This is a genomic window from Nocardia sp. NPDC002869, assembly GCF_046764065.1.
GTDB lineage: Bacteria > Actinomycetota > Actinomycetes > Mycobacteriales > Mycobacteriaceae > Nocardia > Nocardia rhamnosiphila.
Genome location: NZ_JBKOOL010000010.1, coordinates 13746 through 39332, shown reverse-complemented (window position 1 = coordinate 39332; position 25587 = coordinate 13746). Strand labels below are relative to the sequence as shown.

The following is a 25587-nucleotide window of genomic DNA, read 5'->3' as shown; positions in this document are numbered from 1 at the left end:
CGTCCCTCCGACAATGCCGCTTTCAGTCGTCATCGTTGGCTATCTGACTGTGCCGCAACACGGTGTCGCATCTCGACACCCATCACGTGCCCATCTCAAACTTCTTGTGCCCCTGCTGTCCCCTCTACATCCCTCTACGATGGGCACGCCAGCAGACGCAGGGAATCGAAAGGTCTGAAGGGGTAAAGGGGAAACGGCGATGGCAACACGCCTCAAAACCGTGCTACAGCAGCAGCACCTGCAAACACACACGGCATTCTGCCGCGAATACGACAAGATCGCCGCCACCATCGACCCCGACCTCGTCGGATCCGCCCCACGGCGATCGCAGTTCCACCGCTGGCTCTCGGGCGACGTGAAAGGACTCCCCTACCCCCACCACTGCCGCATCCTGGAAAAAATGCTGCCCGGACACACCGCCGCCGAACTCTTCGCCCCTGATGGCAAGAACGCTGACGTGCCTGCCGAACTTCGAGCAGCCACATCGTCGGTTCCGGACCACGAGCAGCATGCGACGCCGATGGGGACCGCTGTACCACAGCAATCTGGCAGGCTCGTCAAGTCCCTTGTACCGCCATTGGAGCCGGGTTTGATCCAGCGAGTAGATGAGTTCGGTGAGTTACGTGCCCTGCTTCTTTCCACCAGCAGCAGCGTCAGCGCAACGATAGGTGTGGTCGGCCCGGGAGGTTTCGGCAAGACAACGCTGGCTGGGCAACTCGCCCACGATTCCGAGGTGCGCTGTGCGTTCGGCGACGTCTTGTGGATTGAAACGGGTCCAGGCTGCGGCCCGGCGCGAGTAGTCGAATTGATCTCGGACATGTGTGTCCATCTGGGTGAGTGCCGGCCTGTCTTCGCCGATCCGACTCAAGCCGGTCTGCATTTGGCACATGTTCTGGCAGGTCGAACCGTACTGCTCATCGTCGATAACGTGTGGTCGGCCAACGATCTGGCGCCATTTCTGCTTGGCGCCCCGCGGTGTGTCCGGCTGGTCACCACCCGGAATGCAGCAGTGTGCCCGTCTTCATCGATGCTGTTCAGACTCGGCGCCATGGATTCCGGACAGACTCGCGAGTTGCTCCGCCGGAACCTGCCCGGCTCTGCAGTGGATGGTCTATCGCCGCTGGCGACGTTGTGCGGAGGTTGGCCGCTGTTGGCCAGTGTTGTCAGCGGCGCGATCGGACACGATATCCGTGCCGGCGCCGGTGTCGACCAGGCCATCGCCTCAGCTACGGAGATGCTGCGTCTCGATGGGCCCGGTGCATTCGATGTCTGGGACACCGACCAGCGCCGCGCCGCGATCGGTCACGCGATCTCGGCCAGCTTGCGTAACCTGGACGAACACGTCACGATCCCCGGGACCGAGCGCCTGCGTGACCGCTACCTCGACCTCTGCGTATTCCCTGCCTCGACCGCGATCCCGATTCCCGTACTCGCTGACTGGTGGAAAGCAGCCCACGGTTGGAGCCTGTCGGTGACACGCCGGTTCTGCCGGCTGCTGGCCGATCGATCCATGATCAGTGCCCACCTCGCGGACCAGGATGCAATCGTCCTGCACGACGTATTCGTCACTTACCTCCGGCACCTGGTCGGCGAGCAACAACCCGACCTGCACCGGTCCCTGCTCGATGCCTTCCGGCCATCTACGGGCAGCTGGCGAGACGCCAGCGCGGTCGATTACCTGTGGCGCAGGCTCTCCTACCACCTGGATAAGGCCGGGCTCACCGACGAACTCGATGAGACGTTCTCTTCAGTGGAGTTTCTCGCCGAGAAAGCGCTGCGATGCGGGCACCACTCGTTGGTCCTCGATCACCAAATTCTGGCCCAGCTACCCGAGGCGGCCCTCGCTCAGCAGTTGACAAGCGCCAGCCATCTACTGCAAGGCTTGGCCACCTTCACAGATATCGCGGCGACCCTGCACATTGTCGCCGCTCGAGCGGGCCACGTGATCGACGTAGCCACCGCTGATCACAGCGGCTTCCGTGTCCGCACGGCAACCTCGGTGCAAAGCGAATCGTCCGGTCACATCGGCGCGGTCGTATCCGTAGCAGTCAGCGGCAATGTCCTTGTTTCGGGAGGTGAAGACGGCACCGTACGGTTGTGGGACCTCAACCGCAAGGAACTCGCCCACAAGTGTAGGGGGCATACTGGCTGGGTCCATGCCACCGCGGTCTCACCTGCCACGACTCTGGCCGCGTCCGCCGGCGACGACACCGAAATCCGACTGTGGGATACCGCCTCCGGCGCCGTCATTGCTGTACTCAACGGCCACACTCAGCGGATCCGATCGCTGGCCTTCACCCACGACGGAACGAAGCTGATATCGGGGGCAGAAGATCACCTGGTCTGTGTGTGGGACGTCAAACATGCGGCGCTGCTCCGTGCGCCCACCATCAATCCAGCCCCGGTGTGGTCGATCGCTGTCTCCCCGGACGACGCCTTGATCGCCGTCGGCGGGCAAGACGAGACCGTCCGACTCATCGATGCACGCGCCGGAACATTGCTGTCCGAAGCCGTCGGACACACCGACTGGGTGCGTACCGTGGCGTTCACCGGTGCCCGCACATTGATCAGCGGTTCAGGTGACCGCACGACCTGCACCTGGACGATTGACCACCGACACCAGCTCGTGGCCGGGGAGCAGCGACGATTCGCTGACCGTGTCCGCACGGTCTCCCGCCGCGCGGACCGTGTCGTCGTGGGGACCGAGGACGCGCACCTACACGTCATCGACTCCGGACATCTGACCGCTGATATGGCGATGCCGCCCGGAGTCGACTGGATCCGCTCCACCGCCGTCACAGACACGGGGGATGTGATCGTGGCCTGCGAAGACGGCGCGGTCCGGTGCTGGCATCAGGGCCACCTCACCACCATCGCCCCCGGTACCAACACGGTGTGGTCGGTTACGCATACCCAGGACGGCGGCCACACTGTCCTGGGAGACAGCGTCGGCACACTCACCGTCGCCGATGAGTCCGGGGCCGCGAGCACACTGTCGATCGGACACGGACGCGTCTGGTCCCTCGACTCGGCAGCGCACTATATCGCCGCGGCCTGCGGAGATGGGACAGTCCGGCTCCGTTCGACCGCCGACACCGACCAGTCGACAGTGCTGGTTACAGAGGCACGCCGCATCTGGGCGGTGGCGTTAGCACAGTCCGGCGACCGGCTCGCCGCAGCGGGCGACGACGGCCGGGTCCGCGTTTGGAATCTTCCCACCGGCACGCTGGTGTGGGATGCCGTCACTGATGCCGGGCGGATCCGCTCGCTGGCCTTCAACTCCGACGGCTCCGTACTTGCCGCAGCATGCGGCGATGGCAGCGCAAAACTGTGGAACAGCGACGGGGATCTCCTGATGCAGGCACAGGCCGGGCAGGGCTGGAGCCGCACCGTCGCCCTCGATCCCACTGGCACCCGCTTGACTGTCGGCTCCGGTACCGGCGACATCGTCCTCCGCGACACCGCCACCGGCGAAGTCGTATGCGAACTCGCGGGCCACACCGGTCGGGTACTGATGCTCGGGTTCCTCGACGACCATTTGATCTCGGTCGCTGCGAATGGCACGGCGCGATGGTGGAGCCTGACCGGGGAACTCGACGCCGAAGTCCGGGTCGACGCGTCCTGCCAGGCGGCCGGCTTCGATGCCGCCAGCCGGCGTGTCACGATTGCCACCGCCGCCGGAGTGACAGCGTTGACCGTCCCCCGCCAGTCCGCGAACGGAGCATAATGGCCGCCAGCACCACCACCGTCTCGACAATCGTGTCCACGGAACCGGAGTCGTTCGCATGGAGCGTTCTGACTCACCGGCATCCCGCCATCATCAACCAGGTCCGCAACGCCCACCCCTACCCGCCCGACATCCAGCACCGCCTCGAAGCACTGCGCGAACAGATCACCACAACCGTGCAGCCACTTCCCGAGGGCAGCCACGGAAAACCTCAATGGGACCAGTGGGGCGGCGAATTCTTCGGCAGGCGGTGGCTGGATATCCCATTCCTGTGGGCCGAAAGCTACTTCTACCACCTGCTGCTCGACGCAGTTGGCTACTTCGGGCCCGGCCCCTGGCAAGGAATCGACCCGTTCACCCGAAAACAGGCCGAACTCGACGACCCCGCGCTCGACACCGAGCTGGCCGCAGCGCCGAAGCCTGAAAGTCTCTCGCCTGAACAGCGCACTACCGCACTGATCCATGCCGCTCTCTGGGGAAACCGCGCCGACCTCGGGTTTCGTCTGTCCGGATCCCCCGGAGCCGCTGATAACGCGCCCGGCAGCATTCTCGACGACCAGACTGAAGCGGTGGTCGACTATCTCAACAACCACACAGCCGGCACACTTGTCCTGATCGCCGACAACGCCGGCCGCGAGCTCATCCCCGACCTCTTGCTGGTCGACCACCTCCTGCAGCGGCACCCAGCGTTGATGGTCGAACTGCACCTCAAGCCGCGGCCCTATTACGTCTCCGACGCCACCACCACGGATCTGCTCGCCGCCCTCGCCCGCCTCGCGGGCATTCCCGGGCACACTCGCTCAGCAGCCGAACGACTCAACGATGCACTGGCCCAAGGGCGCCTGCAGTTGCGTGTGCACGAGTTCTACTGCGCCCCTCCATCGTTCCACCATCTGCCCACCGACCTGCGCGCCGACCTCGCGCGAGCCGACATCGTAATCCTCAAGGGCGACCTCAACTACCGGCGCCTGGTCGGGGACTGCCACTGGCCGGCCACCACCCAGTTCGCTGAACTCACCCAGCACTTCCCCACCCGGGTAATCGCGCTGCGCACCCTCAAATCCGACGTCGCGGCAGGCATCGACGGGCGCGTGCTCGCCACCCTCGAAGCATCCGAACCTGGCTGGCGGACCAGCGGAGCCCACGGGGTAGTGCAGCTATGCGACAAACATCCGAGCACCTGCTGACCCGAAGGAGCTGTGGTGCCCGAAGCACTGTTCGTGGGTCTATCGACCCTCGATATTGCCTACGCCGTCGATCGATACCCGGGCGAAGATACAAAAACCCAAGCTTCGGATCAGTTCCTGGGCGCCGGTGGACCCGCCGCCAACGCCGCGGTCGCGTGCGCGATTGTGTCGGGCCGGCCCACGACGCTGATCACCGCGCTCGGCCGCCACCCGATCGCCGACCTCGTACGCCACGACCTCGCCGACAGGAACCTCACCCTGGTCGACACGACACCTGAAAGCACAGACAAGCCGCCAGTGTCATCGATCGTGGTCGCAGTGGAAGCCGGATCGCGCACGATCGTCGGTCTCGATGCAGCCCGAATCCAAGCGCCTTACGTTCCCGGCCTCGATCGATACGTCGACGATGCCTCGATCGTCCTGATCGACGGGCACCATCCAGAGCTGGCGATAGGCGTGGCCCGCCGCGCCACAGAGATCGGAACGCCGGTCGTCCTCGATGCCGGCCGGTGGAAGCCGATCCACGACCAACTCCTACCGCTGACCGATATTGCGATCTGCTCCGCAGACTTCGCACCACCCGGCTTCGAAGGCGACACCGCAGCGTTGATCGATCACCTATGTTCAGCTGGGCCCAAACAGGCCGCAGTCACGCGAGGCCCGGACCCGATCATCTTCGCCGACGACGGCCGACACGGCATCATTGAGGTCACACCGGTCACCGCCGCCGCCGACACTCTCGGCGCCGGGGATATTTTGCACGGCGCGTTCTGCGCCTCTTACGTCCAGAGCCGCGATTTCGTCAACGCGCTCACCCGTGCCTCAGAGGTGTCGACGTTGTCGTGCCGCACCTTCGGTACGCGGAACTGGGCTACAGCACTCAGCTGATCACAACGTAGTTCCCGCCAGTCTCGCGCAACACGATGTCAGCGCGATCCCGCGTGCCCGCGATCAGACGGGCGTTCGGCATATCGCTGTCGGCAATCTTGACCTGCGCCTGTTCAATCGTTCTGCCGCCCTGGAGATGACGGACGGTCAATCTCTGCTCGATAACGTCGTCGGCGGCGTCGAGGTACCACACCTCATCGAGCTGAGCGCGGACCTCGGCCCAACCAGGCTGTTCGAGCAGCAGGTAGTTGCCCTCCACGACCGCCAGTTGCTGCGCGGCGAACACTATGGCATCGGGCACGGGATCATGCAGGTCGCGATCGTAGAGCGGCCACGGTATACGCCGCCCAAGTGGAGCTTCACGCAGCACTTTCAGACGCGCAACGAACCCCGCGACGTCGAAGGTGTGCGGTTCGCCTTTGAGATGGAGGGCCCCGACCGCGTCCAGTTCGGCGGAGGTCTTGTGGAAACCGTCCATCGGGGCGATCTCCGCAGGCACAGCGTGCCCAGCCCGGACTGTGGCGGCCAGATTCTGCGACAACGTCGACTTGCCTGCTGCAGGAGGCCCAGCGATTCCGAGCACGTGCCGCCGACCCTGTGGAATGCGGGCCGCCACATTCGCCGCCAGCTCGGCCACAGACACTTCAGAACCTGCACGCATCCCGGAATTCCTTGCACGAGAATCAAGCCAGTGCAACCACGTTAGCAAGCCCAAGAGGCCCCGCCGGGCGTCGATGATACCGATCCGGGGTTCCGCCAACTGCACGGGAAGTAAAGAGACTTCCCGCACCGGCGAATGTTTACCGCGCGCTGGCCGTCTGCTGGGCACGCTCAACCGGTCAGTCGCTGCACCTGGTCCCCTCAGATCGGCTCTGCGGGAGCGCCGGGCTCGGGTTGAAGGTGATCCGGGCAGCGACACCGCCGAGGGCCGCGAGCCAACCGGCGAAAATCATGCACCAATCAGCCCGGCGCCGGAGCGGAGGCTCAAAACTATGACGGATCCGCTACGGCACCGTCCAATCATTCTGAGATTCCGACACGTTTTCTGAGCTCCTACACGACGCCTCAAGGACGGGAGACACTACTAGGCGGCGCGCAGATCGAATTCCTGCGCCTTGGCGCCTGCGATGAACGCGGCCCATTCGGTGGGCGTGAAGACCATGGCGGGCGCTTCGGTGTCAGAATCGCGTAGGACGATGTAGCCGTCTGTGCGCTGTTCGATTTCGGGGAGGCCGTCGCCGAGTGGGTGGCCGCTGTGTGCCTTCACGTGGTCGAGGAAGCGTGGCCAGAGGGTGCTATCGATGGCGATGATGGGTTGGGCTTCGGGATCGTTGGCGGGATCTCGGAGGTATTTGCTGTCGCGTATGAAGACCGTCTGGCTTCCGAAGGCAACCTGGACGCATTGGCCGCCGTTGGTTCCGCTGTAGCTCGAGGTCCGCCAGTGCAGGCGGTCCTGGGAAGTCATTCCGTTCTCCTACGCTTGTTCGAGGCGATCTCTGCGCCCGCGGATGATGTGGGCGGACTCCTCGACTGGCAGGGCCAGGGAGAGAAGTCGATCTGCAATCATTTTATACATCGCGACCTGCTCTCGATCCTGCACGTACAGGGCGCCTGTCTGGTACTCGATGTAGCCGAGGCTCAGCGCGGTGTCGAAGTGGAGCAGGGTGAAGTCGCCGTCGAGACCGGCGTGCACTGGGGTACTCGTCGGCATCACGCGGAGTTCGACATTGTCGCGGTCCATCAGGTCGAGGAGGTGGCCGAGCTGTTCCGCCATGACTTCGGGGCCGCCGACGAGCCGGTCGAGGGTGTGTTCCTCGATGACGGACTGCAGGTATAACGGGTTATCCTCGCTGGTCAACCGCTGGCGGGCCATCCGTGCTCGGATGGTTTGGGGTAGGTCCAGTGGGGCGATCTGCAGGCCCCCGCTGAGCAGGGCGGTGGCGTAGCCCTCGGTCTGGAGCTGGCCGGTAAGGGTCATCGCCTGGTAAGTGAATTGGCTCGTCGCCAGCTCTTCGAGTCCGATGAACGTTTTGAACCAGCCGGGCAGGACTTCGCTGAACGGCGCCCACCACGTGCTCTGATCGGCTCGGCCGGCCAGTGACGTGATCCGATCAATCTGATCGACCTCTGCCCCGTAGAGACGCATGAGGGTGGCGGTTTCGTCGGGTTGCTGCTGGTACTTGCCGTTCTCCATGTTGTTGATCTTCGGCTGGGTGCAGCCGAGTTCTTTGGCGGCTTCGGCCTGGCTGACCCCGGCACGCACTCTGGCGGATCGCAGCTCGTGACCGATCAAGAAGCGCAGTGCTGACGGATCTGATCGGCTCACGGTCACTGTGTGGTCCTCCTGCGGTTCAGGGTCGTGCGACTCAGTATCCACCACATCCACAAGCGTACTCATAATGAACTTAATAAGCGCTTGTATCAGCTTATATATTTGCTTATCGTCGATGCAGGTTGGTATGTACCGCCACACGACGACCGGGAGCAGTGATCAACATGACGGTTCTGGAGGAGTCACAACATCTCGTCAGCGACCGCACACCGCACCACGCGCGCAGCACAGGCGACGGCGGATGGGTAGTGAGTTATCTACCCGGGCGAACCTTGACACGCGATCAAGCCGAAGCGGCGCTACTTGCCCTCGAAGACATGGCGGCCCTGCAGGCGCACGTCGGGCTGCTGGGGCTGACCGTGTTGGAAGCCATGGGCATGGCCGCCATGGAGTGCCCGTGGCCGCCGCCCCGTAAGGAAGGGTTCGTTGCGCGGGCGCTGGCCTGGGCAGGGGTGTCGCGGTGATCGCGCGGCGGGCGTGGTCGATCGCGAACACGACCGTGGCATTCAGCGCGGTCGCGGCCCGCGGCCAACGCAGGGTCGTCCCGATACAACCGGTCCCCGGGTCTCCGTTGGGTGTGGTCAAAGGCGGGCTTCACCGGAAGGACAAATCCTGATGTTCGAGAACTGCCACACGCCCTTCGAGGTGGCCCACATCTACCGGGGGATGGGATTTCCGGTCTCCTGCACATTCGGCCGGGTCGCGGTAACCGCGTCCAGATCGCTGGGTGCGGTGGTGATGCCGCCGGACCTGGGCACTCTGGTCCGTCACGAACTCGAACACGACCGCAGCCTCATTGCGCCGGTATTCACCTATCAGCGACCGCGCCGCGACTGGGTGTTCCTCGTTGGCCCCGGCACAGGCGGCGCGCTCGGCGCCACCGCGAGTGCCGCACTGCACCGCGCAGGGGTACGAGTTCTGACCGCGGGACAGAGGGTGTGGCTGCCGATGACCGACCAACCCCTCACCTGGTATTGGGTCTGGCCCCCGACCACCGCACAAGCGCTGCCCGCACGGTCGGCCGTGCTTGCCACTGCCCGCCGCCAGCTACTGACGTCACGGAGGTGACCCGATGCACGCCAGCACCGGCACCCCACGACCCGTCCGTATCACCGACTCGTCGGAATCGTTGTTCCCGACCGGCGAGGCACTGCTGTCGGCCATCCGAGGTCATCACGTCGGCCCTCACCCCCTCGCACCGATCGCCTACCGGTTCGGGCAACTGCAACAGCAGCGTCTTCATCGCCCCGCCTGCCTGGCATGCCCACACCGCACCGAACTGTTGATGCAGGCCGATCTCTGGGTGACCGAGAATGCGCCGCCGCCACATCCGAACGCGACCCTGCACTTCGAATCCCTGGGCACTGTGATCGATCGGCTCGCTGCCCAGCAGGTTCGTGCGTACCACCTGCTGATGAGCGCCGAACCGTCCAGCCCGTTCGTACACGCCGCGTGGTACCGCCTCGCCGAACTGGTCGACGACTACAGCGACCTGACCACCGCAGTTGCCCACCGAGCACGACGCCTCCCCGACACATCCTGCCCGTGATCGAACCCGGGCGGCTACCGACGCCCGCGCTGGAAGGAGCCTCGCAATTTCCATCCCCGGCCCACCCACGACCAGCCACCAGGCCTCGCCACCCGTCGTAGCAGGCGATGAGCTGATGATCCTCGATACCGATATCGGGTGGCACCCAGCAGGTCTCGTAGCGTTGGTGATCGCGGCACGTGTGGCGCCGAATCTGGTCGTGGTCACCGCCGACGAAACTCGTGGCCGACGCGCGCAGCTGGCCCGCCACACTCTGGATATGATCGACCGGCCCGATGTCCGAGTGATCGCCGGGTTCGACCTGGGCGGCGAAGACCGGTTCCTCCTCGACAACGACGAACCTCCCCCGGCGTTCGGTGAAGATTTCCTCGAACGTATCCGTGGTCTCGATCATATGATCGCTGCCATTGTCGAACTCTGCGAATCCGCCCGCCTGATCCGGTGGGCGGGGTTGGGCCCGATGTCCAACCTCACCGCTATCATCTCCCGCCTACCAGAGATCACCGACCAGGTGATGGTCACCCAACTGGGCGGGCCGCCGGGCGGTCACCGGGGCAAGACGCCCGTGCCGGAGAGCTTCCGCGTTGATCCGACATCTGCCGGGCTTGCCCTGCGCGCGCTGCACACGCCGCGTCTGGTGCTCGGCGACCACACCGATTGCGACGCCCTCTGCATCCCTCCAAACTTCCCACTCCTGCGAGCGCTCAAACGCCCCACCGCACCGCCGTGGGCACATCTACTGGCGACCCACCTACGGGCATGGCCCGCCCGCGAACCCATAGCCTGGATGAGGCATGCCCTGGTCCTCAGCGCCGCGCTCGGACTGCCCTTCGTGGCCTTCCACACCGAACGAATCGAGATACACCCCGACGCTCATCTGGCCCGCGCACGCCACGGACGACCGATGCAGATATCGAGCACTGTCGACCATTCCGCGTTCCAGAGCTGGACGTACGATGCGCTGCGCGTATGAATACGCGCGCTGGTCTACTCGCGGATCCGACCGGTTCAAGCCTCGACATCGGGCGCGCGGTCACCAAGGCCCAGCCCGCGGAGTAAGGAAGCGGTGGTGGCGTCGCGGTAACGGTAGGCGATGCCGGAGATGTTACGTACGGCACGATCGAGGAATCCGGGTTCCTGGGTTTTGGCGAGGCGCTCGGTGAGGGGCACACCGTGGTTCAGGATCACCGAGTGCAGTTCGTCGGTGTCGGTGATGACCTTTTCACAGATCGGGCGTCGTTCCTGCTCGTAGGTGTCCAGGAGTGCGGGGCCGACAGCGCGCGTGGCGACAGCGGCCAGTTTCCAGCCGAGGTTGACCGCGTCCTGGATCGCAACGTTCATACCCTGGCCGCCGACGGGAGCCTGCAGATGCGCGGCATCACCACACAGCAGTATCGGGCCTTTACGGTAGGTGGCGCTGAGATGGCGGCTGACCTGGAACACGCTGGTCCACTGTGGGTCCTCAAGGATTACCGTTCCGTCGAAGTGCTGGTCGAGGATCTTTTGGAAAGCTTCCGGTGAGGTGTCGACGCTGTCGGTGTCACCGGCGCCGCTGACCAGGACTCGCCAGGTCCCGTTCGGCAGTTGGGTGGTCAGCAGCATGTGGTCGGCACCGATGTCGTAGCAGACGCGGCCGGCCTCGCCGGGGCGGCCGGTCAAGGATGCGTCGGTCATCCACATCACCGAGCCGTGGTCGCGGGTGCCGGGAAACCCGGCGCCTATGAGGCGCCGGACGACGCTGTGGGCGCCGTCGCAGCCGATGAGCCAATCGGGTTGCACGGTTTCGGTGCGCTGGTCGGCGATGTCGAACAGGGTGGCGGCTACCGCACCGTCCTCGACGGTGACGGCGCGGAGTTCGGTGTGCCAGTCGATGACTCCACCGAGTCGCAGGAAGTGCTCGCGCAGGATCTGTTCGGTGTCGGTCTGGCTGATGATCCGGAAGCAGGGGTATTTGCTGTCGAGGGTGGTGAAATCCAGCCGGACGACCTGCCTGGCGTCGCGGAAGCGGTAGTCCATCGATATCCCGCGTAGTCCCTGCTCCAGGAACGGGTCGACGATCCCCATCATCTCGAAGAGCTCCAGAGTCCGCGCGTGCACGGTGAAGGCCCGTGACGTGGTGACGGGGGCGTGCAGTGCCTCGATCACACGGCACGGCACGCCGCGGCGCAGCAGTTCGATACCGAGAGTGAGACCGGCGGGACCGGCCCCGGCGATGAGGACGGACCCGGCCGGTGCGGCGATACGAAACATAACATGCCTTCCTAGGTGTTGTGGCGCATCAGCCTGGAGCCAGGGATGCGCGCGGGAAATACGGGAGAACACGAACCGCGACCGTCACGCCAGAGTGAGAGGGGAAAGCCGTAGCGCGGCGTGAGGTCAGGTTCGCCAACACGATGGGTCGGGCGGTGGTGAGAGCGCCATGCACCGCACGACGCCCGTCAGGTTTTATTTGTGCAGTTAAGCGGCATATCTATATCGGCTGTGACATCGTTGTCGGACCACAGCGGTGCCGCCCATTCCCGGCCGAACGCGCCGTCGGCGTAAATGAGGGAGGCGTACCGGTCGGCATCACGTTCCAAGACAGGTAATTCGCTAGGTTCACCTGCGCCGATTCGGTCAGCGTTTCAACCGTCGGGTGGGTTGTGATCGTGGCAGAGCCTCCGTTGCATACTGTGCGACGGCATGTTCGGCTGAGAGTCGGGAGAAGATTTCGGTGCGCTCTCGGTGAGACTCCAAGGACGGCAACGATTTCTGTCGAATGCCACGCAGAAACAGCCCTTCATGAGGGCGCTCAATAGGTCAGAAGAAAGGAACGCTTCAGTCCCCGATTTTTCAGAAGAAAATGCTATCCAGTAGATCGGGTATCACTGACGAGTGAACCATATGAATGACAGGACGATTCCCGCTGACCACGGAACCACCGAAGGCCCGCGTGAGAGAGTCGACAACGTGGGGTCCAACTAGATCAGAATAATGTTCGGATCCATCGATCACCTCTCCGGTATTGGATTGACGCCCCTATCCAAACCCTAAACAACCTCAAAGGGAAGGGTTTACGGGCACCGATTTTGCGTTAATGCATAATTTCCCACCTCGGACACAGATGATGTGCTGCACGAATACCGGGAAGGACAAAGTTTTGCGTGAAGCGGAAGAGATCGGGCGCTGAGCAGTACGCCCCGCGGGCGACTGATGCCGCAATAACACTGACGACTGCGCCGCGTTCCTCACCTGGATACGCAAGAGCTGCGAATCTGAACCCGCAGCGCCAACTCGCAGCGGGATCGCCGAAACGACTCGGAAAGAATCAGCGGTCGGCGAGCCGACCGCGCGCTTCGCTCGGTGAGCCGTTCCACGGTGGTGGCGATCGCTTCGCTCTCCCTGTCCTCGGTATCGAATCCGTGGTCTGAGCTCGCAATCGTTGCCAGCTCGGTCGCCGGGCGCGCCCTGGCTGTTTCTGCGGCGAGGCGGTAGGAGACGGCTGTGTCGCGGTCCCCGTGCACAATCAACCGCGGGGACGTCGGCCTGAAGGAACTGGTCGAGCGGACGGTAGTGCTCGAACTCGGTGAACAGGACCTGCCCGAGTTCGAACTCGACATCGACGAGGAGTACCCCGTGCTCGGCCAGCCGGCGGCGCTGCGGCGGTCCGAAGTTCCCTTTGCCCCAGTCAAGCTCGGGCTCGACAAACGTGTGGTGCACGTCGAGAACCGGGTTCCACAACACCAGACGGTCCGGACTCGCAGCGAGCCACGGCAGCAGCAACGCGGTCGGTACCGCACCGAAACTGACAGCCACCACCGACAACGGCCCCGCAAACCGGTTCTGCGTGTATTCCCCCGCAGCCTGCGGGTCCAGGCACTCCCTGCAATCGTCACATTCCGCGACGCGCCGCCGCTGGTTCCGTGGCCGCCTCCGCACAACATGAACCCACTGTCGCCAGTCGGTCGGCCAGGCAGACGAACATCATGGCGCCCTCGTCTTTGTCCACAGTGATCCCATGGACCAGCACCACGCGCACCACGCGCACCACGACCCGCGTTCGTCGACGCAGCGTGCGCAGCAGCGTCGAGCACCACGCCGTCCGCCGCGGTCAGCGTCACGTTCTCCATTACCACCCCTCTGATCAGTCAGTCGGCCACCAGCCACTCGCGTCGCATAAGGCACGGCCCTCATCAATCCAAGCTCGCCGGGCCACGACCAGCGGCCCGGACTCTCCGAACCCGAATAGCAGCTGTTCGGCGCCGACCGCAGCGCAGTCGCTGTGGCTATCTCCAGCCGACTCGCCGCTGTAGCCACGCGATCGCCGCGCGGCCGGCTTCTATTCGATGTCGACGCAGAGCTGGCGACTGTGCCCCGGGGGACCGGTGGCTCTCCCGGGTCCAGTATCCGGCCAGTGCGCACACCATGGCGGTGATCGCGGCGGGATCGATGTCGCGGGTGAGGGGGTGCGACGCCAGGATCGGTTCGGGGTCGACCCCGTGTTGGGTCAATGCGGGGGCCAGGAACACCAGGTCCACCCAGGCTGCGCCCACGCACGGCCACGACCAGTCGACGACCATGACCGTGCCATCCGGGCGCAGCAGCATATTGTCCGCGCGGAGATCGGTATGCAACAGCGTCTCGCCCACCGCGGCAGCCTCCCATCGCGACTCGAGGATTGCCAGCCGATCCAGATTCCGGCGCGCCCAACCGTCCATGTCGCCGGGCGGGCCATCCTCGGCGCACGCCCGCCAGCTCGAAAGTTTCGGGCGGTACTCGGTGGCCAGGGTCGGGACCCCTGCCAGTGGGTTCGGGGTCAGCGTCCGTGCCAGGTCCTCGATCACAGCGAGGACCGCCGTTAGTTCCGCCGGCGGATCGAAGCGAGGATGCCTGCCTGCGATGTCGTCGAATACCAGGACGAGCCACCCGTCGGTCTCCAGGGTGAACCGCAGTGCCGGGGCCGCGATCTGCGGTGGCAATTGCGCCGCGGTTTCGGCCTCGACGCGGTATCGGTGGGCGAACCCTTCCTGGGTAGGGATGGCCTTGGCGAACACGGTGCGACCGTCGACCAAGACCAGCCGGGAAGCCATTCCGCGGCTGAACCCTCCCGGCTGGGTCGATGCCGAACGCACTCGTGCACCCAACCGTTCCTCGATCTCGGCGCGCACCGCCACCGGTACACCGCTCCACCGGATCCGGGACACCGGGGCTTCGATCTCGGTCATTGGATCATCGTGCAGCGTCCAGACCGGCCTCACCATCGAATTTCATCCCTGAGACTGGAGGCTCGGAGCCGACGGCAGATCCTTCGGGTTGGCCGCCGCCGGCCAATTCGTGTTCGATGTCGTGGTAGATCCGGTCGACTATGGCATCAAGGGCCCAGGTGGCGTCGATGCGGGTCTCGTCGGCGAATGGCAGCGGCTGCCATCCGTGGTACCAGTCGGCCATCTGCTCCGGTGGAATCGGCGCGGCTTGAGGCCGCCCGGCGTGCCGGATCAGGGTTTCAGCGAAGGTGAGATCGAAACTGTACAACAGGGGCCGGCCCGCCGAAGTGACGAGCCGTTCCAGCATGGGCCCGTAACGGTTGGCATCGAGAATGCCCTCCACGATCACCACCATCCCCCGAGCCAGACATGACCTGGCGATCTGCTCGATGAGATCGATATTGAACCCCCCGGGCTCGTCGAACCCGCGGAGCACGTTGCGCCGCACGGTGTCCTGCGAGACCACTGCACAGCGGCTATGGTCGAAACGCCGCTGAACCGCCACGGCAGTCGAGGACTTCCCCGAAGCAGAATTCCCGCGGATCACCACCAGCACACCCCTACCCCCAGAGCCCGCCCCACCCTGGTAAGTGGTGGCCACGCCTGCCGTGTCGTTGACCAAAGTCACGTAGACCAGTTGCGGGATCCGCTGTATCAACTCCCGGTACAAGGTCTGAGCAACGCGCTCGAAAGTCGGCCTGTGCTCGAACAACTCAGTCCAAATTTCGGCCGACAAGCGGCTCGCGTACTCGTCGAGAACCTCGTCGAGCAGATCGGTATCGACAAACCGGCTAGGAGCGTCGAGCTGGTCGTCGGCGAACGAGAAACCCACCCGCATCGTGACCGAAGCCACTGTGATCGGCGCCAGCCCCTGAGCCTGCCGCACCGGTGAAGACAGTCCCTGCCTCACCTCGATGCGGCGGCTCATCTCCACGCTGAACACCCGAAACACCCTATCCAATGACCGAGCATCCCCACCGCGGATTCGCCGTCTGCCCGGCCCCGAGGGCGCCAAACGGAGCCCCACGGCCGCGACCCGATCGAGAATGTCTCGGCTTTTAATCTAGTCCTGTCGAGAACATCCCCGCGGCTTACCAGCGGCTACCGCGACCGGGCGGTCCGATGACGATGTCCCGGGGATCCTGCTCCATGGTGCAGATCTCGAAACTGCCGTCTCGATCGACCCGCCGGTCGATTTCCTCGCCTTCCGAGCTGAAGTACAACTTCATCAGGTTTACTGATGTCGACCACTTCCACTGCGCCATCTCTTCGACGATCACTTCGACTTGGCTACAACCCGTGCAGTCCTCGAAGTAGGACTCGTCACCATTGACATCATCGTAGGCTTCAGCGTGGGCTTCACATGGCTCGAATTCGGTCCGGTATAGGTGCCCCAGTGACCAGAGGTTCGCCTCAGGTGGCCAATCGAGTTCAATCCAATGCCCCGGTTCAAGGCCAAAGGCGTCGATCCAGCCCTCCATCGCTGCCTTCTTATCTGCGTCTGTCCACGAGACGTCAGGAGGGAGGGCGAGGTCCTCGATCGTATCCAGTCCGTGATAATCCCATGGGTCATCGACCCGTTCGGTTTCCAATCCAGCTGCTGCAGCCCGCTTCAGCCACGTCTGAGCGCTCCCGGCACCGGTGTATATCAGTTCGGGGTCAACCGGCGGCGTGATCTCGGAGACCAGATATGCCCATTTGTGCCGATGTTCGTGCACTGCACGCACTGGGAGCCGAGCGACGATCTCACGTTCGATCACCTGGTCCTCCGCTGCCTCATGCAATGCCAGCATATTCTGGACTGCCTCGACACCGTGTAGCGTTCCCGGGCGCCTATCCTCAACCAGCCGATCCCACTCCTCCCCTGCGATGCGTTCCTGTTCCCGTTCCAGCTCTCGCACCCGATCTCTCAACGACGCCTCGTCGTTGAGGTTCGGATCGTGGAGATACTTTTGCTGCACCGTCTGCAATGCGCGAAACAACCTATCGGACAACGATTTCCCTTACGCGCCTCGCCCAATGTGGTTCAGCAACGATACAGGTCTCCAGCGCCTGGGACCTCAACCTCCACACCAGGACGTACTCCACCGAACGCGTCGCGAGCACCACCACATCCGCTCGCGGCCACGAAAAACCTTCTCTTCCCGCCCCCGGCAATCGGCGGCGGTCCGCCGCAGAACTCATTCCTCCGCGTCAGGTGCCCATGAGCACGGGCCGCCTTCTCAGGTCTGGCCCGTGCCATGCCACGGAAGCGCCATCCACCACGGCCGATGTGATGCTCAATCACATCAATGCTGACAGCATCGAAATCTTCCCACAGACAGATCAATCGGACTTCGCCAACCAGTGCGCTCGGCGTCGGACTCGGCCGCCGTGAACTGTGCCCTCACGGAATCTCCGACGACAACGGCGGCTGCGGAGCCGAGCAGGCCGGTGACACCTCCCAAACCTCAGAGTCGGAGCCCGGCCACACGACTTCGCTTCACGCCGCAACCTGCGTGTCTCAGTGACAGACGCCCTGATCAAGTGACAGGTGGTGCGGTCAGACACAGGCGTCACCCAGTCGCGGCACAACCACCACAAACCTGCATAATCGAACGCATGTGCGAATCGACGCGGCCCTACGTGCGCACCGGGCAGTGGACCGAGCCGTCGCCCCAACTCTGCCCAGCCCGGACACCGGTTAGGCTGCGGGCGCGCCCTCGTCACCGTGATCCCGTGTCGTCGGATCGGCGGACACCACCGTGTCCATACCTGCCTCGCCTGTGGTGCGAATACCTACAGCCCCCCCGCTCACAACGACTGCGAGCACTGAATTATCGGCCGATTGGCGGATGCACGCCCCAATAGTGGCGGATCAGAACAAGATTCGCCGATGCCGCCAACCGCCCGCGACCCAAGCCAAGTCCCCATTTCCGCACCGATCAGTTAGGTGACCACCACTACAACGGATATCGCGTGCGCCGACTACCACCGTGAGCGCCGTCCAGTGATTAGCACGATGAATAAAGGCACCTTGATGCCGCTCACCGTCCCCGCCCACCGCGCGGCGTCCGACTAGGCACCCTCCCGGTGCGATGGCTCGGCGCGTGCCAAGAGCCGGTCTGCGATGTGCGCCGCTCCTTCAGTATCATCGTGCGCGAGGAGGATGCGCTTCAAGCCACTGCGCAGGTGGGCGCGCCCCTGATCACGCACATGCCAGTCAAGCGTCGCCTCCGCTGCGATGAATTCTTCTGCTTCGCGCAGCAGCGGCTCAAAGTCAGTGAACTCTGTCGGAACCGAGTAGCCCTTAGCTTTTCCCGGTCCGTCGTACTGTGCTTCGAGCGCGTCAGGTGTCGTACTTTCGACAATGCCGGCCAGCGACAGCTGAGTCGAAGCCCGCCTCACGGGCGTCGCGAACTGGCGAAGCGACCGATCCTCCTCGTCAAGGCCAGCTATCGCGTAAACCGCCGAGCGGCCGAGGAAGCCGCTCCGTGCCGCCGCCTCCCGGATCACACGGACGCGACTCTCGTACCCCTCGCTCTCAAGTGTCGTGATGAGCGCCACGTACGCATCAAGCGTCCATTCTGGTCGCGATTCGCCCAACAGCTTCTCGGACTCTGCGAGCGTTGCGTCCGACACATCGGACAGGCCTGATTCCTCTGCGAGCTTCAACAGATCACGCGTAGTCGCCAGCCAAACCCCCGAACCGCCTGCATTAATGACGTCGTCGATCAGGATTTCGTGGGGCCCAACGCGGAGACCGTGCTGCTCGAACACCCAGTCGCCCTTGGCCACGTCGTCGCTGACCACGAGGAGTGGGCGGTCTTTCAGCGTCGGTTCACGCAGGACCTCTGCCCACCAGAGGTAGTCACCGCCTGCTTCGTCCCTGAAGCCTGGCGCGAGCTTCTCCTCGCGACGGCGTTTCGCCTCCTTCGCATCCGCCTGCCGGATATCGTCGGTTGGGGCGTCAGCAACCCGACCATCGAGAGCTGTTGACAGCCTTTTAGTCCATTCATCAACCTGGCCGACCATGTTAGGAGCGGCAAGGTCGTACTGTTCCATCGCCCGCGACGTGGCATCCCGGAACTCCGAGATCACTCCATCAACTGAAGCTTCCAGGTGCTGCGAAACCTCCATCGACACCATTCGGCGGTCTCTGATACGCCCGACGAGTCCGCGCAGCTTGCCCCGGATCTCATCGACGTCGGCGGACGCCTCCTCCAGTTCTTTATGGCGCGCGGCAACCACGCCTACTCGGTTTCTGTTGTACTCGAGCGCAACCTGATGCGGAACGAAGCAGCGCTCACCGATGCTCTCGATAACCCCAAGCAACTCTTCTCGCGCAATCGAGGAGTAACGCAGCACGTTCAACAGCACATTCGTATCGAGTACGATCAACCCATGCTCGAAGGCGTGCCGAACATCTTCGGGTTCTGGCCGATAGAAGTGCCCGAAACCATCGGTCAGATTGCGTCCCATGCGGAGCCTCCACCCCTGATCAGTTCATGTTGTGCTTGTGTCGATGAACCGCAACACTTTGCGCGCCTCATCAGTCGGGCGATCCTGCCATCACCTCGGCCTGCCGGAGGATCAAGTCTGTAGCCGCGACCTCCTGGTCGGGCGGATAGCCGCGCCTCAGGAGCAAACGCTTGATGCGGGTTCGCATCTTCGCCCGGACGGTTTCCTTGACGTTCCAGTCGGTCTTTGCGTCGTTGCGGACGATTGCGGCGAGTTCGTGCGCAATCTGGCGCATGGTCTCGTCTTTCATCGCAACCTTGGCAGCAGCATTCGAGCATAGTGCGTCGTAGAAGGCGAGCTCGTTCTCAGTCAGGCCAGTCTCCTCGCCGCGCTCTCGCTGCGCCTTGATCTGCTTGGCGATCTCAACGATCTCAGCGACAACCTCTGCCGCGTCGATCGTGCGGTTCTGGTACCGGTTTAGCGCCTCGGACAGCATCTCCGAGAACTGCCGCCCTGCGGCGACGTTGCGCTTCTCGACGACCTTGACCTCCTGCGTGATCAGCCTGCGGATCATCTCAAGCTGTAGGTTCTTGTTCGCGGCGGTCTCGAACTGCCGGGCGAACGCATCGTCGATGAGCGAGATGTCCGGCTTGCCGATACCGGCTTCGTCGTAGATGTCAATGACGCCGGAGCCAGTCATGTGTTGGCTGACAATCTGGCGCACCGCCGTGTCCAGTGCGGCGTCCTCGTCGGCCGAGTCGCGGTCTGAGCCCTCGATCTTCGCGATGGACTGGCGCACGGCATCGAAGAACGCCACGTCGTCCAGAATCGTCTTCGCCTCGGCAGATGTCGGCACAAGGGCGTGCAGCTGCTTAAGTCGGCGCGTATGGGCCATGAACCGCTGCTTGAGGGTGTGCCCCTCCCCCTCGAACTCTCCGTGCTCGCCGCGAGAGGCGTCGTCGTGGTTGCGTTGAGACTCGAGGAGGTGGTCGACGGTCGCGGCCACGGCATGCAGGAACGCCTTATCACCGCCGGACTCGAGGATCGTGAGCCAGTCGATGCCATGCAGGAGGTCCGACACCACGCTGTGCTCCGCTAGCATTTCCGGGATGGCCGACCGCCGGACGTCGTCGCCGACGGCGCGGCTTTCCTTGTCGCGTTTTGTGTAGGTGTTCAGGGCGCTCTTCAAGTTCTCGGCGATGCCGATGTAATCGATGACGAGACCGGAGGGCTTGTCCTTGAATGTGCGGTTCACCCGGGTGATCGCCTGCATCAGGGATGCGCCCTGCATCGGCTTGTCGATGTACATGGTGTGCATCGGGGGCGAGTCGAAGCCAGTGAGCCACATGTCTCGGACGATGACGAGCTCCAGAGGGTCGTCAGCGTCGCTCGCTCGGGCCTTCATGGCGTTCCGGGCTTGCTTGTTACGGATGTGCGGCTGGAACTCCGCGGGATCGGTCGCGCTGCCGGTGATGACCGTCTTGATAACACCCTTGTCGTCGTCCTCGTCATGCCACTTCGGTCGCAGTTTCACGATCGCGTCGTACAAGTCGACCGCGATCCGCCGGGACATCGTCACGATCATTGCCTTGCCGAGCAGGACCTCGCGGCGCTGCTCCCAGTGCTCGACGATATCGGTAGCCACCTCGGCGATCCGTTTGTCGGAGCCGACGATCGCCTCGACCTTTGCCCACTTCGACTTCAGACGCTCATCGACGCCGTCGTCGGTCTCTTCGACGATGTCCTCGAACTCCTCGTCGATCTGCTCCTTGGCATCCTTGGGGAGCTCGATTCGGGCGAGGCGCGGCTCGTAGTAGACCTTGACCGTCGCGCCATCCTCCTGGGCGTCGGTCATGTCGTAGACGTCGATGTACTCGCCAAAGATCTCCGGCGTAGAGCGGTCGCGTCCGTCGATCGGCGTGCCTGTGAAGCCGATGAAGCTGGCGCGCGGCACTGCATCTCTGAGGTGCCGGGCGAAACCGTCGATGACGTCATAGTTTGACCGGTGGGCCTCGTCGACCATCACCACGATGTTGCGACGGTCCGACAACAGCGGGAACTTCCGCCCAGCCTCCTTGTCAGCTTTGGAGAGCCCGAATTTCTGGATAGTGGTGAAGATGATCCCGCCGGACTCTCGGCCTGCCAGGAGTTCCTTCAGGTGCGCCCGCGAGTCGGCCTGGACCGGTGCCTCGGGTAGTGGCGACCCCACTTTCGACGACGCGAAGGTCTCGTCGAGCAGCTGGTCGTCGAGGTCGTTGCGGTCGGTAAGTACCACGACCGTCGGGTTTTCCATGCCGGGATCGCGCATGACCTTGCCGGTGTAGTACGCCATCTCCAGTGACTTGCCGGAACCCTGCGTATGCCACACGACACCGATACGCCCGTCCCCGCCGACTGCACGCAGCGTCTGGTCGACCGCCTTCTTAACCGCCCAGTACTGGTGGTACTTCGCCACGGACTTTCGGGTGTTCTCGCCGTCACCGTAGGTCGCGATGTAATTGCGACACAGGTCGAAGAACACGTCGGGCCTGAAGAGCCCATGGGTGAGAACCTCGAGCTGCGGGAGCTTGTAGCCGGCCGGATGCTTCGGGTCCTTCTCGGTGCCATCGATCGTCTTCCAAGGTGCCCAATGGTTCCACGGCGCGGAGAACGAACCCGCCTTGGCTGACAGGCCGTCCGAGACGACAGTGACCTGGTTCCACTTGAAGATGTCGGGGATCTGCGACCTGTAGGTCTGGGTCTGCCGGTACGCGCCCTTGACCGAGGCATATTCCTTGCCGGGACGCTTGAGCTCGAACAACGCCATCGGCAGACCATTGACGAAGAGGATAACGTCCGGCCGCCGCTCGTGCTTCGGCCCCTTGACCGTGAACTGGTTGACTGCGGCGAGATCGTTGTTCTCAAGGTCGCTCCAGTCGATCAGCCAGGCGCGGGCGTTCCGCAACGTCCCCCCGGCATCTCGATACTCGACGGGCACACCCTCGATCAGAAAGTTGTAAGCCCGCCAATTCTCGGACTCGACGAGCGGAGACTCGGCGCGTTTGATGGTGCTGATGACGTCGTTGACAGCATCTGGTGGGAGGTCGGGGTTGAGTCGGCGAACAGCGGAGGCGACTCTGGACTCGAGGATCGTGTCGCGGTAGTCCGTGCGCTCTGCGTGCGGCTCACCCGGTGCGATGTCGGGACCATGGACTACCATCCAGCCGAGTTCGGCGAGGTCATTCAGGACGATCTGTTCAAGGTCGCCCTCGGTCATCACGGCCATAAGGCCACCTCCAGCGCCTTGTCGACACGGATTTTGCCAGACATTAGGAGCGGAAGGAGTTCGTCACGCGTCCGGATAAGGTCGGCAATCTCGACTTGCAAAGCCGCGGCCTCGACCAGCAGCGGGGACACGTCTCGGTGGAGCCGTTCGCGGTCGGCGTCCGACGGCCAGACCACGGGGAGCGCCTTGAACCTCCCACGCGAAATCTCAAGGAACGTCGAGCCGTTGGCGTGGTTCAAATAGTCCGGAACGCGCGACATCATTTCTAACAGGACGTACGTGCGGTCAACCTCTGAGCGCGGCGTGACAACAATGAACCCCTGGTTCACCGCCGTTGGGACCTGCGCGAGTGCGAATACTCCAATCGTCGCGCGCGATGTCATTAGAATGGAGCCGATGGAATAAAGAGCCGACGAACAGGATGCAAGTCCAGCGTCCGTGATCTGGCGACTGGTGTCGAACAAGAACGGCGACGGCAGTGCCGTCATATCCTTCGGCGTCGCCCAGTGGACGTTGCCGCCCCAAAACTCGGGAACCTGGGTCTTCGGCGTGCCGCCGCCACCGACGTCAACGACATCGGCGTAGGTGAGCACCTCTGCAGCGGTCGGAACAAAGACCTTGAAGGATGCGCGCGCTGTCTCAACCAGTCGATCAATCAACTTCCGGTTCGTCTCGATAAGGTCGTCGAATGCGCCGAGGACCGAGGCGATCCGCTTCTGCTCGACGAGCGGCGGGAGGTCCACTGGGAGCGCCGACAAGATGTTCGTATTGAGATTCATCATCGTTGCCCCGACCGAGTGCCGGATCAGCCAGTCGTGGGTCGTCGGCGTCGAAAGCCAGTAAAATAACCAACGGTGGCAGATGTCGGGGCTCGGCCTAACGAGCAGGCATCCGGTCCCGCATAGCCACCCCTCCTCATGATCAGTGATCAGGGCGCATCGGGTGATGTCTCCACGGCGCGAGTAGACGACGTCACCCGGCTGCATCCTGTGTCGGCTAAGCCGGTCCACATCCTCGCCAGAGATTCGAGCAATACCCGATGGATTAATACGTCCGCCGACAAGATTCACCGGCATGACGACAGGAACGCCGACATCCGTGTAGTCCTCAGCATGAAGCTGACTACCGAACGGCCCTGTCTGAATCACTCCATTCCTACACAGATCCGAGAGCGTCGTCGACCGCCACTCACTCATCAGCCACCACCAGTGAATTCAACGCCGCGAGTACCGTTGACTGGAGCGCTTCCCGCTCCTTGAAGCCATCTCGGATGTTCGCCGACAGACGAGCGATCTTCCCGCCCAAAGGCTCGCCGTCGTCCTCTGCCGCTTCCGAACCGACGTAGCGACCCGGCGCAAGCACGTAGCCGTGGTCGGCGATCTCGTCAGTCTTGACAGCCTTGCAGAAGCCGGGGACGTCCTCGTACGGCTGGCCGTCGCTGGTCTCGGTGCCGCGCCAAGCGTGGTAAGCATCCGCAATCTTATTGACGTCATCGTCCGTGAAGGCCCGCACCGTGCGGGTCTCCATAAAGCCGATCTGACGGGCATCTATGAACAACGTCTCGCCGTTGCGCGGTCGGGTCTTAGCACCGTTCGGCACGCCCTTCTTGTTCTTCGTCAAGAACCAGAGGCAGACAGGGATACCGGTACCGAAGAAGAGCTGCGGCGGCATCGCAACGATGCACTCGACAAGGTCCTTCTCAACCAGAGCCTTTCGGATCTTGTCCTCACCGTTCTGCTCACTGGTCAAGGAGCCGTTCGCGAGAACAGTGGCCATCGTCCCGGTCGGGGAAAGGTGATGGAGCATGTGCTGAACCCAGGCAAAGTTCGCATTTTGGAGCGGCGGCACGCCATACTTCCAACGAGGGTCCTTGCGGAGCTTCTCGCCGCGCCACTCGTCGTCGTTGAACGGCGGATTCGCGAGCACGAAGTCGGCGCGCAGGTCGGGGTGCTTGTCGGAGTGAAAGGAATCGCCCCACTCGCTGCCGAGGTTCGCTTCGATGCCACGCAGCGCAAGGTTCATCTTCGCAAGTCGCCACGTGGTCGGGACAGACTCTTGGCCGTACACGGAAATGTCAGCGTGCGTGCCTCCGTGCGCCCGGACGAACTTATCGGCCTGCACGAACATGCCTCCCGATCCACACGCAGGGTCGAAGACCCGACCATGGTACGGCTGAAGCATTTCGACGAGCAGCTGCACCACAGAGCGCGGGGTATAATACTGGCCGCCGCGTTTACCCTCGCCGCCGGCGAACTTCCCGAGAAAGTACTCGTAAACCCGGCCAAGAACATCGAGGTCCTTGTGCTCCTCGGCCGCAAGGTCGGATCGAGAGAAGACGTCGATGAGACCGCCGAGCATCTCCGGCGTGAGTTCCTGCCGGGAGAAGTTCTTCGGCAGGACGCCCTTCAGGCTCGGGTTCTCGCGCTCGATGGCCTCCATGGCCTTGTCGATGCGGCCGCCGATGTCCGGCTGCTTCCCTGCCTTGCGCAAGTCGGACCAGCGGTGGCCTTCGGGGATCCAGAAGACACCTTCGGCTGTGTACTCGTCTCGGTCCTCAAGGATCGACTGCTTCGCTTCCTCGGTCGGCATAAAGTAGTCCGACGATTCGTCATTCACGAGTCGGGCTAGCTCGTCGTAGCGGACCATGAACGTGTCCGAGACGTACTTGAGGAAGATGAGACCGAGCACAACGTGCTTGTACTCAGCGGCATCCATTGACGACCGCAGCGCGGTGGCTGCGCCCCACAGGGTCTCTTCCAGGCTCTGAGCCTGCTTCTTCTTCGGCGGCACGCTGCTATCCTGCCGTATACCCCCGATACCGGTGACACGATCCGCGAGGAGCCGGAACAACCCACCACCCGCACCCTTGACTTCGACTCCGGCACAGCGCCCGTCGTCGAAGATCGCGAAAAAAGATCCGCGCCTTCGCCGCGCGGCAGTGCCCGCCGACAGATAC

Annotated in this window: 18 protein-coding genes; 7 read left to right on the top strand and 11 right to left on the bottom strand. The window is 63.5% G+C overall.

Annotated elements, in window-relative coordinates:
• Window positions 1-199 precede the first annotated feature (199 nt).
• The 3 genes from ACLML9_RS03150 to ACLML9_RS03140 are packed head-to-tail and all read left to right on the top strand — an operon-like array spanning window position 200 to window position 5802.
• On the top strand, window positions 200-3727 hold the full coding sequence (locus ACLML9_RS03150) for an NB-ARC domain-containing protein (protein WP_411944033.1): 3528 nt from the start codon (window positions 200-202) through the stop codon (window positions 3725-3727).
• Window positions 3727-4914 (top strand): damage-control phosphatase ARMT1 family protein, encoded by a 1188-nt coding sequence (locus tag ACLML9_RS03145; protein WP_411944032.1) that lies wholly within the window; start codon window positions 3727-3729, stop codon window positions 4912-4914. Before ACLML9_RS03150 ends, ACLML9_RS03145 begins: the two co-directional genes overlap by 1 nt.
• Before the next feature lie 15 nt (window positions 4915-4929).
• A complete protein-coding gene (locus tag ACLML9_RS03140; RefSeq protein WP_411944031.1) occupies window positions 4930-5802 on the top strand; it encodes a PfkB family carbohydrate kinase in 873 nt (290 codons plus the stop codon).
• Here the strand turns inward: ACLML9_RS03140 and ACLML9_RS03135 are convergent.
• From ACLML9_RS03135 to ACLML9_RS03125, 3 genes are all read right to left on the bottom strand, one after another.
• Window positions 5795-6463 (bottom strand): nucleoside/nucleotide kinase family protein, encoded by a 669-nt coding sequence (locus ACLML9_RS03135; RefSeq protein WP_411944030.1) that lies wholly within the window; start codon window positions 6461-6463, stop codon window positions 5795-5797. The two genes, ACLML9_RS03140 and ACLML9_RS03135, sit on opposite strands and share 8 nt — an antisense overlap.
• 423 nt (window positions 6464-6886) lie before the next feature.
• Window positions 6887-7267: a DUF397 domain-containing protein gene (locus ACLML9_RS03130; RefSeq protein ID WP_411944029.1), complete on the bottom strand. Its 381-nt coding sequence runs from the start codon at window positions 7265-7267 to the stop codon at window positions 6887-6889.
• Between the two features lie 9 nt (window positions 7268-7276).
• Window positions 7277-8200, bottom strand: a complete 924-nt coding sequence (locus tag ACLML9_RS03125) for a helix-turn-helix domain-containing protein (RefSeq protein WP_411944028.1) — start codon at window positions 8198-8200, stop codon at window positions 7277-7279.
• Between the two features lie 206 nt (window positions 8201-8406).
• Between ACLML9_RS03125 and ACLML9_RS03120 the strand changes: the two genes are divergently transcribed.
• The 4 genes from ACLML9_RS03120 (at window position 8407) to ACLML9_RS03105 (ending at window position 10656) form a co-directional block, all read left to right on the top strand.
• Window positions 8407-8598, top strand: coding sequence for a hypothetical protein (locus tag ACLML9_RS03120; protein WP_411944027.1), 192 nt, complete (start codon window positions 8407-8409; stop codon window positions 8596-8598).
• 151 nt (window positions 8599-8749) lie between these two features.
• The gene (locus ACLML9_RS03115; RefSeq protein ID WP_411944026.1) at window positions 8750-9202 is read left to right on the top strand and encodes a hypothetical protein; all 453 of its coding nucleotides are present in this window, start codon (window positions 8750-8752) and stop codon (window positions 9200-9202) included.
• Between the two features lie 4 nt (window positions 9203-9206).
• On the top strand, window positions 9207-9683 hold the full coding sequence (locus ACLML9_RS03110) for a DUF4254 domain-containing protein (protein WP_411944025.1): 477 nt from the start codon (window positions 9207-9209) through the stop codon (window positions 9681-9683).
• Window positions 9684-9849: 166 nt separating this feature from the next.
• A complete protein-coding gene (locus tag ACLML9_RS03105; RefSeq protein ID WP_411944024.1) occupies window positions 9850-10656 on the top strand; it encodes a hypothetical protein in 807 nt (268 codons plus the stop codon).
• 35 nt (window positions 10657-10691) lie between these two features.
• Here the strand turns inward: ACLML9_RS03105 and ACLML9_RS03100 are convergent, their stop codons facing one another.
• The 8 genes from ACLML9_RS03100 to ACLML9_RS03065 all read right to left on the bottom strand — a co-directional run bounded on the left by ACLML9_RS03100 (window position 10692) and on the right by ACLML9_RS03065 (window position 25421).
• Window positions 10692-11933 carry an FAD-dependent monooxygenase gene (locus tag ACLML9_RS03100; RefSeq protein WP_411944023.1) on the bottom strand — a complete coding sequence of 414 codons (1242 nt, stop codon included), beginning with the start codon at window positions 11931-11933 and terminating at the stop codon, window positions 10692-10694.
• A gap of 2015 nt (window positions 11934-13948) precedes the next feature.
• On the bottom strand, window positions 13949-14887 hold the full coding sequence (locus tag ACLML9_RS03095) for a phosphotransferase family protein (protein ID WP_411944022.1): 939 nt from the start codon (window positions 14885-14887) through the stop codon (window positions 13949-13951).
• A gap of 4 nt (window positions 14888-14891) precedes the next feature.
• The gene (locus tag ACLML9_RS03090) at window positions 14892-15869 is read right to left on the bottom strand and encodes a hypothetical protein (RefSeq protein WP_411944021.1); all 978 of its coding nucleotides are present in this window, start codon (window positions 15867-15869) and stop codon (window positions 14892-14894) included.
• 148 nt (window positions 15870-16017) lie between these two features.
• The gene (locus ACLML9_RS03085; RefSeq protein WP_411944020.1) at window positions 16018-16896 is read right to left on the bottom strand and encodes a hypothetical protein; all 879 of its coding nucleotides are present in this window, start codon (window positions 16894-16896) and stop codon (window positions 16018-16020) included.
• 1087 nt (window positions 16897-17983) lie between these two features.
• Window positions 17984-19387: a PIN-like domain-containing protein gene (locus ACLML9_RS03080; protein WP_411944019.1), complete on the bottom strand. Its 1404-nt coding sequence runs from the start codon at window positions 19385-19387 to the stop codon at window positions 17984-17986.
• Window positions 19388-19457: 70 nt separating this feature from the next.
• Window positions 19458-22631, bottom strand: coding sequence for a type I restriction endonuclease subunit R (locus ACLML9_RS03075; RefSeq protein WP_411944018.1), 3174 nt, complete (start codon window positions 22629-22631; stop codon window positions 19458-19460).
• A complete protein-coding gene (locus ACLML9_RS03070) occupies window positions 22622-23827 on the bottom strand; it encodes a restriction endonuclease subunit S (RefSeq protein ID WP_411944017.1) in 1206 nt (401 codons plus the stop codon). Before ACLML9_RS03070 ends, ACLML9_RS03075 begins: the two co-directional genes overlap by 10 nt.
• Window positions 23820-25421 carry a type I restriction-modification system subunit M gene (locus ACLML9_RS03065; protein WP_411944016.1) on the bottom strand — a complete coding sequence of 534 codons (1602 nt, stop codon included), beginning with the start codon at window positions 25419-25421 and terminating at the stop codon, window positions 23820-23822. The genes ACLML9_RS03070 and ACLML9_RS03065 overlap by 8 nt, the downstream gene beginning before the upstream one ends.
• Between the last annotated feature and the right edge of the window lie 166 nt (window positions 25422-25587).